16 protein-coding genes are annotated in these 18682 nt (G+C 38.2%); 6 read left to right on the top strand and 10 right to left on the bottom strand.

The annotated features are described in order from the left end of the window. Positions 1-44: 44 nt before the first annotated feature. The 4 genes from potD to potA all read right to left on the bottom strand — a co-directional run bounded on the left by potD (position 45) and on the right by potA (position 4003). Positions 45-1094, bottom strand: coding sequence for a spermidine/putrescine ABC transporter substrate-binding protein PotD (gene potD, locus ACPEH5_RS11880; RefSeq protein ID WP_042845476.1), 1050 nt, complete (start codon positions 1092-1094; stop codon positions 45-47). Positions 1095-1261: 167 nt separating this feature from the next. Continuing rightward, entirely contained in the window at positions 1262-2047 is a 786-nt protein-coding gene (potC, locus tag ACPEH5_RS11875; protein ID WP_042845477.1) for a spermidine/putrescine ABC transporter permease PotC, read from the bottom strand. Beyond that, positions 2044-2907: a spermidine/putrescine ABC transporter permease PotB gene (potB, locus tag ACPEH5_RS11870; protein WP_042845478.1), complete on the bottom strand. Its 864-nt coding sequence runs from the start codon at positions 2905-2907 to the stop codon at positions 2044-2046. Before potB ends, potC begins: the two co-directional genes overlap by 4 nt. Then, positions 2894-4003 carry a spermidine/putrescine ABC transporter ATP-binding protein PotA gene (potA, locus tag ACPEH5_RS11865; protein WP_166686596.1) on the bottom strand — a complete coding sequence of 370 codons (1110 nt, stop codon included), beginning with the start codon at positions 4001-4003 and terminating at the stop codon, positions 2894-2896. The genes potB and potA overlap by 14 nt, the downstream gene beginning before the upstream one ends. Positions 4004-4882: 879 nt before the next feature. Here potA and ACPEH5_RS11860 point away from each other — a divergent pair. Next, positions 4883-6529 (top strand): fumarate hydratase, encoded by a 1647-nt coding sequence (locus ACPEH5_RS11860; protein ID WP_042845480.1) that lies wholly within the window; start codon positions 4883-4885, stop codon positions 6527-6529. A 108-nt stretch (positions 6530-6637) separates the two neighbouring features. Here ACPEH5_RS11860 and ACPEH5_RS11855 read toward each other — a convergent pair whose 3' ends face one another. The 6 genes from ACPEH5_RS11855 to ACPEH5_RS11830 all read right to left on the bottom strand — a co-directional run bounded on the left by ACPEH5_RS11855 (position 6638) and on the right by ACPEH5_RS11830 (position 12534). Then, the gene (locus tag ACPEH5_RS11855; protein ID WP_166684973.1) at positions 6638-7603 is read right to left on the bottom strand and encodes a fimbrial protein; all 966 of its coding nucleotides are present in this window, start codon (positions 7601-7603) and stop codon (positions 6638-6640) included. A 14-nt stretch (positions 7604-7617) separates the two neighbouring features. Next, positions 7618-8094, bottom strand: a complete 477-nt coding sequence (locus tag ACPEH5_RS11850) for a fimbrial protein (protein ID WP_226619077.1) — start codon at positions 8092-8094, stop codon at positions 7618-7620. 85 nt (positions 8095-8179) lie between these two features. Beyond that, positions 8180-8908, bottom strand: coding sequence for a fimbrial biogenesis chaperone (locus ACPEH5_RS11845; RefSeq protein ID WP_281110726.1), 729 nt, complete (start codon positions 8906-8908; stop codon positions 8180-8182). A gap of 11 nt (positions 8909-8919) precedes the next feature. Then, positions 8920-11415, bottom strand: a complete 2496-nt coding sequence (locus ACPEH5_RS11840) for a fimbria/pilus outer membrane usher protein (protein WP_129466463.1) — start codon at positions 11413-11415, stop codon at positions 8920-8922. Positions 11416-11496: 81 nt separating this feature from the next. Then, a complete protein-coding gene (locus tag ACPEH5_RS11835) occupies positions 11497-12054 on the bottom strand; it encodes a fimbrial protein (RefSeq protein ID WP_042845487.1) in 558 nt (185 codons plus the stop codon). A 237-nt stretch (positions 12055-12291) separates the two neighbouring features. Beyond that, the gene (locus ACPEH5_RS11830; protein WP_042845488.1) at positions 12292-12534 is read right to left on the bottom strand and encodes a helix-turn-helix domain-containing protein; all 243 of its coding nucleotides are present in this window, start codon (positions 12532-12534) and stop codon (positions 12292-12294) included. A gap of 1275 nt (positions 12535-13809) precedes the next feature. On the opposite strand from ACPEH5_RS11830, the gene ACPEH5_RS11825 reads away from it, so the two are divergent. The 5 genes from ACPEH5_RS11825 (at position 13810) to ACPEH5_RS11805 (ending at position 18679) form a co-directional block, all read left to right on the top strand. Beyond that, on the top strand, positions 13810-14820 hold the full coding sequence (locus ACPEH5_RS11825) for a nitrilase family protein (protein ID WP_131680119.1): 1011 nt from the start codon (positions 13810-13812) through the stop codon (positions 14818-14820). An 85-nt stretch (positions 14821-14905) separates the two neighbouring features. Next, the gene (locus ACPEH5_RS11820; RefSeq protein ID WP_129466464.1) at positions 14906-15823 is read left to right on the top strand and encodes a LysR family transcriptional regulator; all 918 of its coding nucleotides are present in this window, start codon (positions 14906-14908) and stop codon (positions 15821-15823) included. Between the two features lie 56 nt (positions 15824-15879). Continuing rightward, complete coding sequence (locus tag ACPEH5_RS11815; RefSeq protein WP_042845492.1) at positions 15880-16878, top strand: 3-oxoacyl-[acyl-carrier-protein] synthase III C-terminal domain-containing protein; 999 nt, start codon at positions 15880-15882, stop codon at positions 16876-16878. Then, entirely contained in the window at positions 16875-17882 is a 1008-nt protein-coding gene (locus tag ACPEH5_RS11810; RefSeq protein ID WP_129466669.1) for an NAD-dependent epimerase/dehydratase family protein, read from the top strand. The genes ACPEH5_RS11815 and ACPEH5_RS11810 overlap by 4 nt, the downstream gene beginning before the upstream one ends. Continuing rightward, positions 17876-18679, top strand: a complete 804-nt coding sequence (locus ACPEH5_RS11805) for an MBL fold metallo-hydrolase (RefSeq protein WP_166696477.1) — start codon at positions 17876-17878, stop codon at positions 18677-18679. The genes ACPEH5_RS11810 and ACPEH5_RS11805 overlap by 7 nt, the downstream gene beginning before the upstream one ends. Positions 18680-18682: the final 3 nt, after the last annotated feature.

Here is an 18682-nt window from a genome sequence, read left to right as displayed (position 1 = left end):
TCAACCAGTGCCCTTTACATAAAATAAACCTAATAATCAGATTATTAACGGCCTGCTTTTAGCTTTTGGAAATACTCTTCATACAGAATATTGGTATTCCCGACATCGCTTTGCCACTCGCCTTTTTTCAGCACCTCTTCACTTGGGTAAAGGGATGGGTCGTTAGCAATTTCCGCAGGTAACATTTTCTTAGCTTCTAAATTTGGTGTTGGGTAACCAATAGATTCAGCAACTTGTGCCGCAATTTCAGGGCGCAGTAAGAAATTAATTAGCTTATGGGCACCTTCAACGTTTTTTGCATTGGCTGGGATGGCTAAGCTATCCATCCAGAAAATCCCACCCTCTTTTGGCCATACGACCTCAATAGGTAGACCTGCTTGCCTTGCCACAAATGCAGAGCCATTCCATAACATACCTACATCCACTTCACCTTCGATAAATGGTGTCGCTGGGTTGTCAGAGTTAAAGGCTAAAATATTCGGACGAAGTTTTTGTAGCTCTTTATAAGCTTCTTCAATTTGTTTCGGGTCGGTCGTGTTCCCTGAATAGCCCAGTTTAGTCAACGCGACTTGGAATACTTCACGCGCATCATCCATCATTAGTAGGCTATTTTTATACTCAGGTTTCCAAAAGTCAGCCCACGAAGTCACCGAGCCTGGATCAACCGCTTCACCGTTAATCCCGATCCCCGTAGCGCCCCAAATATAAGGCACGGAATAATCGTTATTTGGATCGAATTCTTTATGAATTAAATTTGGATCAAGGTTTTTGAAATTACTTAATTTACTTTGATCGATCTTTTGCAGCATCCCTTCTTTGCTCATTTTGGCGATAAAGTAAGTAGATGGTACAACCAAATCATAAGCACCTTCTTTATAGGTCTTTAATTTGGTATACATACTTTCGTTTGATTCATAGGTGGAGTAAATTACCTTGATACCCGTTTCTTTGGTAAATTGCTCTAATAAACCGGGGGGAACATATTCTGTCCAGTTATAGAAATACAGTACGTCTTTATTATCGTCAGCGGCGGTTGCCGTGCCAATACTTGCAGCCATTAAGCCTGCCGCCAGTAGATAGGACCATTTTTTCATGACTGAGCTTCCCTCAACAACGTGTTTTTACCCCCGCATATCTCAAGCAATAACTTGAATTATTTAGGGTATGTATCTTATGGACTCAATTGGAGCCCACCCTCTCGCCTAATGGCACTAAAAAAGATGCTGCAATACAACAAAACACAGCACCATCGTTTAACTTATTACTTGGCTTTTTTTGAGTATTTATCCCGCATCACCCACTGACTTAAACAGACAAGCAATAGGGACATTATCAGCAACACGGTTGCCAATGCATTCACTTCAGGAGAAACACCCACTTTCACCATCGAATAAATTTTTAATGGCAAAATTTCATAACTCGGCCCCGTAACAAATGACGAAACCACCACATCATCCATCGATAATGTGAAACTCAGTAACCACCCAGCAACAACAGCAGGTAATGCTAAAGGCAGTATGATTTTACGTAAGATAGTAAATTCACCCGCACCGAGGTCACGTGCCGCTTCGAGCATCTTCACATCAAAGTCTTTGAGCCTTGCGTATACGGTAACAACCACAAACGGCAGGCAGAAAGTAATGTGAGAAAACAGCAATGACCAAAAGCCCAGTGAAACACCTAGTATCATAAATAGCACTAATAAGGAAATGGCCATCACGATATCGGGGGACATCATCACCACAAACAGCATTCCCCCCACAAAAGGCTTTCCTCTAAAACGGTAGCGAAACAAAGCAACCGCCGTTAATGTACCAATAACTGTGGCAAAAGTTGCTGACAAGATAGCCATTGTCAACGAATGCCCTGCTGCTTCCAATAAGCTGTCATTATTACTGAGTAATTCATACCATTTTGTTGAAAACCCTTGCCACTGAATACCAAAACGAGATTCATTGAAAGAGTTAATAATCAAAATAATAATTGGAATATAAAGATAAGCGTAAATGATGGCCATAAAGCCACCACGCAAAGTACGTCCGATCATTCTTCATATGCCTTTTTATTCAGAAGCTTAGCCGCTCGATAATACACATACAGCAATAACCCCATCATCACAGTTAGGAAAATGCTGGTTGCTGCCCCGAATGGCCAATCACGAATATTCAAGAACTGGCTCTTAATCACATTACCAATTAACAGGTTTTTTGCTCCGCCCATTAAATCTGCAACATAAAATAACCCCATTGCAGGCAGCAGAACTAATAGACAGCCCGCAATAATCCCAGGCATCGTTAATGGAATGATAATTTTTACAAACCGCTGGAATTTATTCGCACCAAGATCCCTTGCCGCTTCTAAATATGATTTATCCAGTTTTTCGATACTTGAATAAAGCGGCATTACCATAAACGGCAGTAATATATAGATAAGCCCCAATATTACCGCTTCTGGCGTGTACATAATTCTCAAAGGTTTATCAACAATGCCAACCCAAAGTAAAAAGTCATTCAAGTACCCTTTGGTACTAAGAAAAACTTTCAAACCATAGATACGGATTAGTGAGTTAGTCCAAAAAGGTACAATCAACAAAAATAGCATCAGGGGTTGGATACGCTTTGGTAACTTAGCCAATATAAAAGCAAACGGGTACCCAATGACTAAGCAGAAGAAGGTCGCAATCAGCGCCATATTAAGCGAATGAAGCATCACTTCTGCATACATTGGGTCAGATAAGCGAATGTAGTTATCCCATGTGAAAACGAGGTCAACTAAATTAGTATCACTACGTGTCAAAAAACTGGTGCCAATAATCATGACATTTGGCAAAAAGACAAATAGGACTAACCAAGCAACGACACCGGTGATGATGACATTCTGCAAAATTTTATGTTTACGAATGATCATCCAGAACTACCTCCCAGCTTTCGACCCAAGTCACAGCAACTTTTTGGTTAAGGGAGTGGTCAACATCAGGGTCATCTTCATTGAAGAATTCGCTTACCATGATAATTTTGCCATCTTCCATCTCAACCACTGAGTCTAACGTCATGCCTTTGTAGTTACGCTCACGCACGTAGCCAATCAGCCCTGGGTAATTATCGGCATCATTCACTTCTTCAACTCGTAGGTCTTCTGGGCGTAATAACACATTAACATGCTGCCCTTTCTCGACAGAAAGTTCGGTGAAAATATCACATTCATGGCCTTCGACGTTGGCACGAATGCGTTTGTCATCAAGGCGATACAAGACTTTTGCATCGAAAATGTTAATTTCGCCAATAAATTGAGCAACAAATAAGTTTTTGGGCTCCTCATAAATTTCACGAGGCGTACCATCTTGCTCAATCTTCCCTTCACGCATAACGATGATCCGATCAGACATCGCTAAAGCTTCTTCTTGATCATGGGTAACAAAAATAAACGTGATCCCCAATTTCCGCTGAAGGGCTTTTAGCTCATTTTGCATTTGTTTGCGTAGTTTATAATCTAGCGCGGACAATGATTCATCCAGCAGCAAGACTTTCGGCCGATTAACAACGGCACGAGCAATTGCCACGCGCTGTTGTTGACCACCAGACAGTTGGTTGGGTCTACGCTCAGCAAAATCTTCCAATTGAACCATACGCAAGGCTTGGTCAACGCGCTTTTGAATTTCAGCCGCAGGTGTTTTCTGCATGCGTAAACCAAAGGCTACGTTTTCAAACACGGTCATATGAGGAAATAAAGCATAGCTTTGGAATACGGTATTCACAAAGCGCTGCTCTGCGGGAATATCCGTAATATCTTGACCATCAAGAATAATTTTCCCATCATCGACGTCTTCTAGCCCAGCAATAAGACGTAAAACCGTCGTTTTGCCACAACCTGAAGGCCCAAGAATGGTTAAAAACTCACCATTTTGAATAGTTAAGTCAAGTTCAGAAATAATTTGTTTGCCATCAAAACCTTTATTCAAAGATTTTAATTCGACGAGTGGTGTCAGAGAGGTTGTCTCAGTCATTTATTATACACTCTATCCCTAGGAATAATGCAGATAGAACCGCCACCGTTAAAGACTGTATAAGCTTGTCGGAGATATACTCTTCATCCTTCCCCAGCAAAGCCCAAAACCAGTAGCGCCATTTTATAGTTCATAAGCCCTGCATGATAAACACAGTTTTTGTAAATTGAAAGCCATTTTCGCCATTTCGTTTGCCTTTCATTATGAATTATCAATAAATAAATCAGATTTCTGATAAAAATAAGCAACATAGAGGTATATGCTATCAATTTATCGATATCTATAGATTTTCTTAGTATATTCACACACTAAACTTAAGTTAAATTCAATGCTTTTCATATGCTTAAAATATCTAATAGGAAATAGAACTTAATTATGTAAATAATCATTTTCATTTATTTAAAACCCTTGGATTATAAATACCGTATGATTTTAAATCACATATTGCTGCAAAAAATAAAATGAAAATAAGCATTGGATTAACTGAATCGTTTTAATTGAAAAAATGTAGCCATAGCTATTTATCATGATTAAGCACTTAAATAGTCAATAATCGATAACATCTATAACAAATGGTTAAAACCTTAGTTATTAATAATATTATGTGATTTGAATCTAATTTTTATTAATCAATGACTTTTATCCCTATAAATTTAATCCTCGTCATATAATCTCATGCATCCCTTTGAATATACGGGCCAAATTGATATAATATCAGCTTAAATTGTAACCTTTAGTAACTTGTTTTGTAAGCTTAGTTTTATTATTACACCTATAAATTTTACTTTGTGTCTTTCAAATTGAATTAATTAAGAATAAACATAAGCCTACGGGTGATTTTTTGGATATTCCACTGAAATTAATATGTGAGTGATCAAAATGGCTAATAAAGAGTTTTTTTATCAAGAACCATATCCTTTATCTGAGGATAAAACTGAATATACCCAAGTTTCTGATAAATATGTTTCTGTCGAGCAATTCGCGGGTAAACAAATTTTAAAAATAGAGCCTGAAGCACTAACACTTCTTGCTGAACGCGCAATTTATGAATCACAATTTTTTCTAAGGGCTGCTCATCAAAAGCAAGTTGCAGCTATATTGCATGACCCAGAAGCCAGTGAAAATGATAAATACGTAGCACTACAATTGCTGCGTAACGCTGATATATCTGCAAAAGGCATTTTACCAAACTGCCAAGATACCGGAACAGTTGCTGTTGTTGGTAAAAAAGGCCAGCAAGTTTGGACGGGCTGCGATGACGAAGAATACCTCTCTCGAGGGATTTATAACGTATTCCAACATGAAAACCTACGTTTTTCTCAAAATGCTCCACTTGATATGTTCAATGAAGTCAACACAGGCACGAACCTACCTGCACAATTTGATATTTTTGCGACTACAGGTGATGAATACCACTTCCTGTTCGTCAACAAAGGCGGCGGCTCTGCTAATAAGTCAGCCCTTTACCAAGAAACCAAAGCAACGCTAACTCCTGCTAAATTAAAAGACTTCTTAATTGATAAAATGCGTAATTTGGGGACAACCGCTTGCCCTCCATATCATATCGCATTCGTTATTGGCGGTACTTCTGCTGAAACTACGCTGAAAACAGCCAAATTGGCTTCTGCTAAATACTACGATAACTTACCGACAACAGGTAATGAGTACGGCCGTGCTTTCCGTGATATTGAGTTAGAAAATGAGTTATTAGAAGCCTCACGTCACCTTGGCTTTGGTGCACAATTTGGCGGTAAATATTTTGCTCATGATGTCCGTGTTATTCGCTTACCACGCCACGGAGCCTCTTGCCCAATCGGGTTAGCCATTTCATGCTCTGCTGACCGTAATATCAAGGCTAAGATCACTAAAGACGGTTTGTGGCTTGAAAAAATGGAACATAATCCAGCCCAATATATCCCTGAATCGATGCGTAACCAAACAGAAGGGAAAGTGGTTCATATCGACCTTAACCGTCCAATGAAAGATATTTTGGCCGAGCTAAGTAAACACCCTGTATCGACTCGAGTTTCCCTCAGTGGTCCACTCATTATTGCTCGTGATATTGCTCACACCAAGCTTAAAGAGCGTTTAGATAACGGCGAAGAGTTACCGCAATACTTTAAAGACCATATGGTGTACTACGCAGGGCCAGCGAAAAAACCAGAAGACATGGTCTCCGGTTCTTTAGGCCCAACAACAGGCAACCGCATGGACCCTTATGTAGATTTGTTTCAGTCCCATGGTGGTAGCATGTTGATGCTTGCAAAAGGTAATCGGACTCAATTAGTGACTGATGCGTGTAAAAAACATGGCGGTTTCTATTTAGGCAGTATCGGGGGCTCAGCTGCGATCCTCGCTCAAGAATATGTGAAAAGTTTAAATTGCCTTGAGTATCCAGAATTAGGAATGGAAGCGATTTGGAAAATGGAAGTTGAAGGGTTGCCAGCCTTTATTCTTGTGGATGACAAAGGAAATAATTTCTTTGAGCAAGTTCAAGATAAAAGCTGCCGTAAATGTGTTAAATAAGACTCTCTATACTAAGTAATGAATTACATTCACTTTCGTTAGTTTGTCTCTTTGTGCACCATAGAAAAAGAGCAGGTTCAAAGCCTGCTCTTTTCACATATATGCAAATTAATAGTAGTTAATACGAACGATAGTTGAGGCGTTAAATGCCCCTGTTTTCACTGAGCTAACTTTTTTAATCGACGCACTGTAGTCACGAGTTACAGATGTACTTCCTTGAGGCAAGCTCCCAAAAAATTGAAAGTAGTTAAATTTTATACGGTTACTTTTATCATCCATAATCGTTAGATTGGTTCCGTTTTTTAAATCAATCGCATATTCACCATTTAACGGATCGGTGGTTTCAAAATTAATATTCATGGAAAAATTATCGAGGCAGCCTCTTTTCACAGCTTGAACTTGAAAACTTTTTTTAAACTCTTTACCTTGGTTCAGCTCAGTGATCATCATCTGGCCAAAATCAATCTGCTGTGATTCAGGGTACACTTTTATATCCGCACCGCATTTTAAAAAACGAATCCCCCTTAGCCCCGATATTGCATATCGTAGGTTTTTCGCTCCCGGTGTCATGTTTATTCCTCCACTACCATCAAACTGGAAAACCGTAAACTGGTTATCTCCCTCATAATTACCTGATGGCGGAACTATACCCGTTACTTTAATATATAACGTGAAAGTGACTGTCACGGTAACGTTTTGCTTGCCGCTAATCGGAGGTGTGCCTAAATTCACTCTTTGTTTATCGCGCTCAAGTAATTCGCCTTGATAATTCGCTCCAAGTAATAAACCGGTGCCCAATTTTTGGGACGTCGGATTAAAATACATATGGACAACGTCAACCATATTTCCCAAAACATTATCGCAATATACCGTTACGGTCATTGGGTCTGATTGCCAAATAATGGTACCTGCCGGTGTATCAGAAGGAATAGCTAATTGCCCAACAGGTACTGGAGGCTTAATCACAACCCCTGTTCCTGCTTCTACACAATCTAAAGCAAATGTCTTTGGGCTTATAAAGATAAATAAAAATAAAAAGTAGAAACCATATTTTGTAATAAACTTGTGTATCATGATTTATACACCTTTTATAGGTAGGTAATATTCAAGGTAATCTGTGTTTTTATATTACCCACTGTTAATTCACTTCTTGAAAGATAACTCTCGAGCATGGAATAGATAGTAATTTGCTGGTTATCATCAAAATAAATCGGATAACTGCGATATTCACCATTTGGCACAATATTTCCATCTTTATCCATTAACCGAATACCATAACCATTTAAAATTGTTTTACCGCCAAATAAATTACGGTCTGTGCTGCTGGTTGGTTCTGAAATAAACATAAGCCGAACAACAGGGTCTCTATCATCACGGTCGCGTTTGGGAAAAATACAATCATCAAATTTTAATTTGATCTCATGCTTAGGGCTTCGATCCCCGATCTCATTAAAATAGTTCAGAGAAATTGGGCCAAGTTCAATATTTTGATCAATAGAGGAAAATGAGATTTTGCAAGGTAATGAAATAACATTCCCTGTAAAATTAAGGTCTCCTCTCATCATGCTACTGTCTGCGTAAGAATGATTTCCAACCAAAGACAACATGAAAAAACATATTGAAAAGTAACAATTTCTCATTTCTAAAATCCTATTGACTCTCTTTTGACAATTGGCATGTCGAAGCAGCACATCGATAAGTCAACATCTTCATACCGCCGTAATCATCCATGTACCCGGTGTACAATTGAGTAAACCCTTCGCTCGGCACGACAACACGTTCTTTCGAAAGAGGTGCCACCATAACACTTTCAAAACCGGGGAAATTTTTTCTATTGTTGTTACTTAAATAACCTAATGTCACATAATATTTTGTTGGGTTTTCAATGAGTAATTGATTACCTGTATGAGTATATTTCAATTCTTTTGCCCAAACCTTATCGCTATTATTTTCAATCTGAGGTGGGCGATAAAACATTTTCAAACGGCTTTGAATCGCAATTTGCACGACATTTTCTTTATCAGCGACAGGCGGAATTTCACGTACATTTAAATAAAATAGCGATTCTCTATCTTGGGGAAGTAAATCAACGCCTTCTGTTTTGATGATTTTAATTTGGTTTTTCGCATTTGGTTCAACCCGTTGTATAGGAGGGAGTACCGTAAAAGGTTCTGAAACCTTATTCCCTTTTTCATCTTCCATCCAAGACTGAGCTAAATATGGCATTGTTTTACTTTGATTATTAATAACCAAACTAATCGACTTATCTTTGCCCGGAAAAATAATTCGGGTACGGTCAATATTGATTGCTGCGGACGCAAATTGCATACCGACAAAAACGAGTGAAAGCCCTAAAGCTACTACATACTTTTTACTCATACATCATTCCTTTATTGGCAAGGGATCAGGACTTTCCCCTGATTTTTTTCGGCAATATTAGGTAAATTTAAACGACACTGATTCGCGCCACTGGCCCATTTAACAATGTAGTTTTCTTCTGGATTAACACCGGTCAAATAAGTCACCCCACTATCTGCGATGATGCCGACTTCCCTACCGGTATTCACTTCAATAACACTCGTCCCTAATGGTGGATAATTCCCATTACTCAAGCGAATAACCGCTAAAATACGTTTCCCTTGATTTGCCTTTATTTTTTGGTAACCAATCGAACCTTCAGTTAATGTTTTACCAATGATATTGTCATTAACATCAACATCATCTGGTAATGTATTCATATCGATATATACATCTGAATTGGAGAAACTGTTCAAACTTGTCGCCACTCCAATCCCGAAACGGTTCGTCACTGACTCGCCATTATCAATAGAAATACCAGCAACATTGTCACTATCAATCATAACTCGCGGCTCATTATTGGTTCCATTGCGGTGCATTGCTGCGCCGTATTTTGTGGCTGTCATCGAACCATACCAACTACCGCCAAATGCACGATAAGAATTAATATTTTCCGTCGCATTGACGTTTAATACGCCGTAAGGAGATGAATGCTGATAGCTACCGCTAATATTTGGCTCTGCGCGTCCAAGTTCATGTTGAGAACCGCCAACACGCATACTCCAATAGTTGTTATTCACATTCTCGCTATAGTACGCAACAGACTGCCCAAAACTGTGGTCATTATCAGCATATTGCGCGTCATAACTGATGGAGCTACCGCCTTCTAATGGGATAGAAAATGATAAATAAATTTGGTTATCATCTGTCGTTTCATATTTAATTTTATTAAGTGACAATGTCCCAGAAATATTTTTAATCTGCCCAACACTAAACAATTTACTGAAACTCATCCCAAAGTTAGTTGTAGATTCACTATTCCAAAATTGATGATGTGACGCATTAAAATAAATAGTTAAATCTAATGGGCTGATATATTGATTAAAAGATGCCGTATACACGTTTTTATCGCGTCTAAAGTCCAGCGCTCCATTAGCTGCATCAATATATTGCGGCATGGTTAAAAATTCTTTTTCAGAGAACTTATAGCCAGCGAATGTCACCTGGGAATTCGTAGACTCAAAGCGCTTAGAATAATTTAAACGATAGCTATTACCTGAATAAGAACCAAAATTATCTAAGTTTGCGTGTGTGCGAGTAATATCCAGTGAGATCGCACCAAACATATTCATATTTTGCCCAATACCAAGGTTTACAGCTTGGTAATTAGTATTATCAATAGTCGCTATTAAGCCCCCAAAAAGAGAGGTATTTCCAAATAACCCATAGGATATCTCACCCGCAATAAACCGCGGGTCGACTTTCTGCGAGCGACCAAATGGATCGGACTGACCGACCGTAAATTTATACAGAAATTGCCCTTGGCGAGTTAAAAACGGCAATGATGCCGCAGTCACTTGATACGTCGTTTTTGACCCATCCTCTTCCTCGATAGTCACATCTAAGGTGCCTTGTACAGCTTCTGTAATATCTTGGATATTAAATGGCCCTGGAGCTACCCTTGCTTGCTTAATCACTCGCCCATTTTGTGAAACAATCACCATTGCATTTGTTTTTGCAATCCCTGTTACCTGTGGCGCATACCCACGCAAAGAAGGCGGTAACATGCGATTATCACTGAAAACAGAAGCACCAATAAAACGGAAACTATCAAATAGGTTTGTTTTTAAATAAGACTCCCCTAACAATACTTTCGCACCCATTTCTGGTAATGCACGAAAAGCATAAAGTTGGGTCCAATCGAAACGTTCGTTTGTTTTCCCTTGAGAACGATTATATTGATATTGATAGTCTGCACGAAAACGCCAAGCACCTAAATTGATACCAGTGGTACCATTACTACTGGCACTAAATGTTTCACTATTATTTTTAGGAGAGGAATAATTCGCAAATAGGTTATAGTCAAGAAAAGCCCCTGTAATGCCATTCTCCCATTGAGATGGTGGAACCCAATAAGGGTCGTCATACTCTAACCAAGCTTGAGGAATAGAAAATAAGATATTTTGATTCGCCTTGTCGAAGCGATATGTAATATCTAAATTTTTAGATAGTTCAACACACTGGCCATTATTATTTTGCAGAAGTTCTTCCTTAACCTTCTTTTTTAGTGCAAAAATATCTACCATTTCTGGTGTAATGCAGAGTGTTGAATTATCTTTACTCGTTTCAATAAACTTAATTAAGTGTTGACCAGATAACTTTCGGCCATTCAACGTAATATCTGTCAGATATTCACCGGCTGGAATAAAATCAGGGTTTGAGAACTGACTCAAGTCAATATTATCTCTGTCCTTTGCATCAATAATATTCATATTAAATTCCACAGCATTGGATATTTCTGAAATAGAAAATGCCAATACAATAGAAAATAATATTTTATTCATTTTAAAATGAGGCAATAAAGACATGGAGTTCCCTGCCAAAAAAATAAAAAGCAAATAACAAAGGAAAATAACAGGCAAATACATGCCTGTTATTAAAAATATAAATTACAGGTAGTTTAAAGCGTAAGTTGCTTGAGAAATGATACTACCTGTTTCAACTTTGTCACCATTTGCTTCAACACGAGCACTGAATGCCAGTTTGTTTGGACCATCAGCTAATGGCATCTCAACACTTGTATCACCTACTTTCATTGTCGCACCATCAGCGTTGATTAAACGAACACCAACACCTTTAGAAGTACCTGTATTTGCTAATAATTCTTTAGCCGTAGTGTCTGGAGTACCTGTGAAAGTGACTTTAACTTTGCTAACCGCAGGGAAAACAACTTGGTCGTTAGAATCTTTAACTTCACCTAAGTCACAGTTTTCTAAAGCAATATTGTACTGAACGCTTTGGCTAAATTTATTACCGGTTTCTAATACTTTATTTGCAACTTGGCCGAGGTCTACATTGATTGTGCCATCACCAGGAAGTGAGCAAGGTGCATTGATAACTTTACCCGTAAAGTTAATAATCCCGCTACCTTGGTCTACTGGTGCTGCATTTGCAATGCCAAATGAAGATGCGATAATTGTAGCTAATGCAATTTTGGTTAATTTCATTTATATTTTCCTATAAAAAGACGACAGATGTACCAATCACCTAATAATCAAGATAATTATTAAGTTGATATTTTTTTGCTAAGAGTGTAATAAAAAAGCAGGCATTTACTATATACAATAAATATAGTAATACACCGTTATTAAAAATAATTATTTTTATGAAATGTGAATTTATCTTAATACATCCATACTAATGGATGATTATTTTAGTATTTATAATTAGACTAATTTTAATATTTATATATGATTATTTTCTTTATTTATAAATACATCATCAATGAAAAAACAAATCATCTCCGTCTCCAGCGCATTAGCGAGAACATGTAAATTTTCGATATTAATGTTACACTCCCCCCTTTCATAGCGTGAAATTTGTTGCTGGCTAACACCAACAAGATTTGCCAATTCAAAACCAGAAAGCCCCAAGTGCTTTCTTCTTTTTCTAATCTCTTTTCCTACTATTCTATTAACGTTTGTCATCAACGATAGCCCAAGATAACCTAAAATATTAAACGGCTAAACTATATAACAGATCAAAAACCTTTAGTATAATAAAATTTGTACTTACAAATGCAAATTAAAATAGAACAAATTAATTAAAACTCGTAATTTGAGTTAATTATAAATTTCAATATATAAAAGTAAAACTGTTTCTAACGATCAATTTAATCAATTCAAGTCAGTGAAACCTATCAATATTTGTTCATTTAAATTTAGCTTTATCACTAAAAAGAAAATCACCTAAATAATACAACTTCACCTTATTATTCATATGATATTTATAATCCTAACACGTTGATTTAAGTAAAATTAGACTATATTACAACCCATGATGGTAATATATAAAAATGAGACTCAAGTAACCTTACTTGATAGTTTCAGATGATTTTTAGGTATTTAATAATATAGCCATTGATTAATAAGTATTTTTATATAAAAAAATTATAAATTAATTTATTTTTTACATTGTTTTAGTTTATTTTAAAAAAACCATTGTCAGTGGTATTTTTATTTTTATCATTTTTTATAATGGAATTGATAGTCAATTTTCCATACTCCCATTAAGAGTGCGAAAGATAAAAAATCAGAGAATAGGTTAAAACATCTATTTTTGACTCATAAAAACCGTGTAATTCTCATTTAGCGAGTAATACTATTATCAAATAGTTAAATACCCCATTTTTTAGATTTAATAAATTAATATTGGAAAAATAACCTTTAAATAACAATCGGTTATATTTATTTCCAAATGTAACAAAATAAGAAATATTATTGCCAAAAGAGCTATAAAAAAACAATTTAACAAAAATAAAACATAATAATTATCACCTTAGCTGGTAAAAAGTGCATAAAATCGATGTTTATTCTTGTAAGATATCTCTTAAACAGTAAAAACCATTCATAAAACACAGAATATGGCTGCTCCTCAAAGCATTTTAGGGGAAATTCAGTGAGTCAATACTTAGAATAGCTATCACTTTCATCGTTTATTTATAAAATTCATAGCTTGGCAGAAAATATATTAGTCAATGGGTTAAACTAAGATCAATAACGCTATAAAGATATCAACACCAAGAAAAGTCTTTTTTTGAATGCTATGCGAAATAATATATTTAAAAATATTTATTTATCGATATATATATTTGATAACAACTAAGGACACCCTTCCGATAACAAATAGTAATTGAACAAGAAAATAACTCATTATTTTTTGTGCGAATAACCTGCTTTGATCTCCTTAACCAAGGAGATTCTATGCAAACACAATCATTACTTCGCGTTGCAACAGTGCAATTCCAACATAAACCTGGCGACAAAGCTTATAACCTAGAGCGTATTCACCATTTCATTACCCAAGCCGCAAAACAAAAAGTAAAAATACTTGTTTTGCCTGAAATGTGCATAACTGGTTACTGGCATGTTCCTAAACTAGCTGCTCCTGCCGTTTATGCGCTCAGTGAAACACTACACGATAGCCCATCATTGTCCCTAATCCGCCAGCGGGCTAAAGAATTAGATATGCTCATCGGTGTCGGGTTAATTGAAAGAGGCTTAGATGGGCAATGCTACAATACTTGGGTTGCCTGCATGCCGGATGGGCAATACCATGCTCATCGAAAATTACATGCCTTTGAACACCCCGTTATCCATAGTGGAGATAGCTATACGGTATTCGATACCCCATGGGGGGTTAAAGTGGGGATCTTAATTTGCTGGGATAATAATTTGATAGAAAACCCGCGGATCAACGCACTGCTAGGTGCTGATATTATTCTTGCTCCCCATCAAACAGGAGGAACTCATTCAAGTAGCCCATATGGAATGAAACCACTCGACCTGAACCTTTGGGAAAATAGGCAAAATAACCCACAAGCATTATTTGATGCATTTCAAGGGGAACATGGGCGTGGATGGCTGATGCGCTGGCTACCAGCTAGAGCCCATGATAACGGTGTGTTTTACCTATTCAGTAATGGCGTAGGTTTAGATGATGATGAAATTCGTACTGGAAATGCGATGATAATTGACCCTTATGGGCGGATTATCAACGAAAGCTTAGCCATTGACGATGATATGGTCATTGCGGATCTTGACCTCAACTTACTGCCAACATCAAGTGGTCGACGTTGGCTAACGGGAAGACGGCCAGAACTTTACCGAATGATCAATGAAACAATAGGCAATGAAACGGATATTCGTCGTGTTCGTTTTGCTTGCCAGACACCACCTTCAGTGCCTAACCCAAGTAAAAGCACTAAACCATAAGACCGGAAACTCTATAGTATCTTATTAATAAGGTGGATATTATAGAGTTAATACATTTCAACTAAGAGGTGTGCAGCAAACCATAATGGATACTCGGCTTCTTCGTGCATTTATTACCCTCGCTGATACGGCAAACTATCGTGAAGCCGCGTCACGCCTCTGTATTAGCCAACCGGCTTTAACAAAGCAAATAAAATTATTAGAAAACCAATTAGGTATAATATTATTTCAGCGTGGTCGCCACGGTGCTGTACTCACCGAATCGGGCCAAGCATTATTACCTTATGCAAAACAAGCTATTAACCAAATAATGGAGTTGCTTAACCAAGCTATCGCTCTTGGAGAAAAACCACCATTGTCCTTAAATGTCGGCTTTGGGATTTCAACTTTTCAGGAAGCTTCTTTTTTTGTTGCACGGCTTCGTGAAAAATTACCTAATATTGCGATTCAACTAGATGATATGCCCTCCCATGAAATGGAAAAACAGCTTCAAGAACATCAACTGCATATTGCCTTTACTCGCCACCTTGATACAGCCGCTACAAAAACACTTACAAGCCAGAAATTAAAACAGGAAGTACTCGCTCTTGCTATAGCCCAAGGTCATCAGAAGAAAAACACAATAAATGACTACTTAGCGCAATATCCATTACTTACATTACGGGCTCAACGCGGTTTAGGTCTATATCAGCAAATTCAGCGCTACCTGCAATCTGAGGGGGTTAAAATTACCCCATTGCAGGAAGCTAATGATATTCAGACTCTTATTGCATTGGTTGCCGCTAAAGTAGGCGTAAGCCTTGTTCCATACAGTGCGAGGCATATTAGCCGGGAAGATATCTGCTTTATTCCTATTCAACATCACAAGCAAGCCCAATGGCAAATTGACGTTGTTTGGCAATCGTCATTACCTAAAGCATGGCAAACAATTATTTACGCGCTAATTGACGAGGTTCATAAAGAGTTTACCGATAATAATAACTCCGTAATTCCTATATATTAAATGGTAGAACTCTGATATTTATTACCCCCATCTTTGTTAGATAGGCACTACTTTATATGTCTGGTAATAGCTTAATCACCCCACTTAAAATCATAGCTTCTGGTGTAGCACTGCCTAAGAATAAAATTTTTTCTTCAATGCTTGATGAAAAACTCAATAAATCGATAGGGTTTGTTGAAAAACATTCAGGCATTGAATACCGCTATCATGCCAGTAATACTGATTCGCAAGCCGAGCTGGCAGCTCAGGCGATCCAAAACACACTGGACGCTAGTCATATCAATCCTCAAAGTATTGATATGCTAATAAATGCCTCTGCTATCCCTGTTCAGGCGTTACCCTGCTCCGCAGCGCATATCCTAGAGCAATCAAACTTAAGGGAAGGCATTGCATGCTTTGATGTCAATGCCAGTTGTATTAGTTTTATTACCGCATTACAAGTTGCCGCGGGCTTACTCGCAACCAGTGCTTATCAGCGAATTGCTATCGTCTCTGCAGATATTGCTTCACGGGGAATTGATTGGCAGGACAAGGAATCATCATTGATTTTTGGGGATGGTGCAGCTTGTGTGATCGTTGAAAAAGGCGATGGAACTAGCGGTATTATTTCTTATACCCATACAACTTATACTGCTGGCATTGATTTTTGTGAAATCCGAGCTGGCGGTACAAGGCGTAATCCGCGTTCAGGTATGACTGAGGATGATTTCCTTTTCCATATGCAAGGTAAAAAACTATTCCGCTTAGCCTCCTCTTTAATTGAAGACTTTATGCAACAGGTTTTTCATGAATCAGGCTTACAACTCAAGCAAATAGAGACAGTTATTCCACACCAAGCTAGTCATTTATCGTTAGAGCATATGCGCCAACGTGTCGGGGTAACAACAGACCAATTGATTGATATCTATCGATATCGTGGTAACCAAGTCGCAGCATCTATCCCCTCAGCATTACATGAGGCGATTATTAGCGGTCGGTTTTATGAAAAGCAAAGTGCAATGTTAATCGGAACAGCAGCAGGATTAGCACTATGTGCAATGGTACTTATCCCGTGAAAATATTAGTCACCGGCGCAACCAGTGGGCTAGGACGCAATGCTAGCGAATATTTACTGCAAAGGGGGATTGAAGTCATTGCTTGTGGTCGTAATCAACAAGCAGGTCAACAACTGAGCCAAATGGGTGCTAAATTTATTTCAGTAGAATTGGCCGATTTAACCCAGCAAGATGCCAAAAAACTAATGGCCGGCTGTGATGCAATATGGCACTGTGCCGCACTTTCTTCGCCTTGGGGAAAGCGCCAAGACTTTGAAAAAACAAATATACATGCGACTCAAACCTTAGCAACTGCCGCTGGTGAAGCTAACGTTTCGCGCTTTATTCATATTTCTACCCCTGCAATTTATTTCAATTTCACACACCAGCAAGATATTAGTGAATCGACGGTTAATACCCATTTTGCCAATCAATATGCAAGAACAAAATATTTAGCAGAAACCGTTATCGAACAGTGTGTGAGCCAGTTTCCAACAACACGCTACACTATTTTACGTCCAAGGGGGTTATTTGGACCTCATGACCGTGTACTTTTACCGAGGTTATTAGCACAAATAAAATCACGCCAAGGTAAATTGATATTACCTAATGGGGGAAATAACCATTTCGACCTCACTTATGTGGGAAATGTGGTTCACAGTATGCAATTAGCGACTGTTAAAAATGGACTTAAAAGTGGAGCTGCCTACAATATCACCAATCAACAGCCTCAAGCGCTAAAGCAAACGCTTCAACAATTGTTTAGTGAATTGAATTTAAAGTGTGAAATTCGTTCTGCGCCTTACCCGTTACTGTATGGTCTGGCAACTCTTTTAGAAGCGATTGGCTATATAACAGGAAAAGAACCCTTACTGACGCGTTATAGCCTTGGAGCCGCCTATTTCACCATGACACTTGATAACCAAAAAGCACAACAAGAACTCGGTTATTACCCTTTATATACGATGCAACAAGGGGTCAAATTAACGGCGAAATGGTTAAAACAGCAGGAGAATTTATGTTAACCATCTACCAGTATGAAGTGGGGTATTGCACACACCCAGGTTGCGTCGCCCTTAAAGGTGCGAGCTTTAAATCCTGTAAATTTCCTGCCAGAGCATGGTTAATTAACGATGAAAACCAACGTTGGTTATTTGATACTGGTTATGCGACGCATTTTTATGATCATACTCGCCACGGAATTATGCGGTTATATCGAGCCATTACCCCAGTTTACTTCGACAGTAAACAGGCATTAGTTAATCAACTGGCTGATGATGGAATAAAACCCGCAGATATTAATGCCGTTATTTTGTCTCACTTTCATGGTGACCATATCGCAGGGCTACGTGACTTCCCTGAGATCCCCATTATTTGCTCTGGTGATGGGTGGGCAAAAACACGTCACTTAACTGGTTTTGCCGCCTTAAAAAATGCCTTTGTCAGCGGGTTATTACCCGATGATTTTGAACAACGCACTGTGTTTTATGAAGGGTTTGAGCGTGTTTCTTTGCCTCATGAATTGCAAATATTAGGCGAAGGTTACGCCGTAAATAAGCAAAAGACCTTATTAATTGTACCGCTTCCTGGTCATGCAGCAGGTCACATTGGTTTATGCGTTTTAACGAATACAGGTTGGGTGCTCCTTGCGGGGGATGCCGCGTGGTCACCAACCAACTATAAACAATTACGTGGGCCAATGGCGATTGCTAATATCATCATGGATGATAAGCAAGCGTATTATGAAACGCTGAATAAATTACATGAAATTGATAAGCAAAATATTGTCATCCAACTTTGTCACGAGGGTGAATTGCAGTGATCT

This window comes from Providencia sp. NPDC089933 (assembly GCF_049545585.1).
Taxonomy (GTDB): Bacteria; Pseudomonadota; Gammaproteobacteria; order Enterobacterales; family Enterobacteriaceae; genus Providencia; species Providencia huashanensis.
Note: the sequence above shows the minus strand (reverse complement) of the source record. Positions and strands in the feature narration are given on the sequence as shown.

Bases quoted from the DNA above. Each gene is read 5' to 3' on its own strand.
- potD (WP_042845476.1), bottom strand. From the start codon at position 1,094: ATGAAAAAATGGTCCTATCTACTGGCGGCAGGCTTAATGGCTGCAAGT.
- potC (WP_042845477.1), bottom strand. From the start codon at position 2,047: ATGATCGGACGTACTTTGCGTGGTGGCTTTATGGCCATCATTTACGCT.
- potB (WP_042845478.1), bottom strand. From the start codon at position 2,907: ATGATCATTCGTAAACATAAAATTTTGCAGAATGTCATCATCACCGGT.
- potA (WP_166686596.1), bottom strand. From the start codon at position 4,003: ATGACTGAGACAACCTCTCTGACACCACTCGTCGAATTAAAATCTTTG.
- ACPEH5_RS11860 (WP_042845480.1), top strand. From the start codon at position 4,883: ATGGCTAATAAAGAGTTTTTTTATCAAGAACCATATCCTTTATCTGAG.
- ACPEH5_RS11855 (WP_166684973.1), bottom strand. From the start codon at position 7,603: ATGATACACAAGTTTATTACAAAATATGGTTTCTACTTTTTATTTTTA.
- ACPEH5_RS11850 (WP_226619077.1), bottom strand. From the start codon at position 8,094: ATGATGAGAGGAGACCTTAATTTTACAGGGAATGTTATTTCATTACCT.
- ACPEH5_RS11845 (WP_281110726.1), bottom strand. From the start codon at position 8,908: ATGAGTAAAAAGTATGTAGTAGCTTTAGGGCTTTCACTCGTTTTTGTC.
- ACPEH5_RS11840 (WP_129466463.1), bottom strand. From the start codon at position 11,415: ATGTCTTTATTGCCTCATTTTAAAATGAATAAAATATTATTTTCTATT.
- ACPEH5_RS11835 (WP_042845487.1), bottom strand. From the start codon at position 12,054: ATGAAATTAACCAAAATTGCATTAGCTACAATTATCGCATCTTCATTT.
- ACPEH5_RS11830 (WP_042845488.1), bottom strand. From the start codon at position 12,534: ATGACAAACGTTAATAGAATAGTAGGAAAAGAGATTAGAAAAAGAAGA.
- ACPEH5_RS11825 (WP_131680119.1), top strand. From the start codon at position 13,810: ATGCAAACACAATCATTACTTCGCGTTGCAACAGTGCAATTCCAACAT.
- ACPEH5_RS11820 (WP_129466464.1), top strand. From the start codon at position 14,906: ATGGATACTCGGCTTCTTCGTGCATTTATTACCCTCGCTGATACGGCA.
- ACPEH5_RS11815 (WP_042845492.1), top strand. From the start codon at position 15,880: ATGTCTGGTAATAGCTTAATCACCCCACTTAAAATCATAGCTTCTGGT.
- ACPEH5_RS11805 (WP_166696477.1), top strand. From the start codon at position 17,876: ATGTTAACCATCTACCAGTATGAAGTGGGGTATTGCACACACCCAGGT.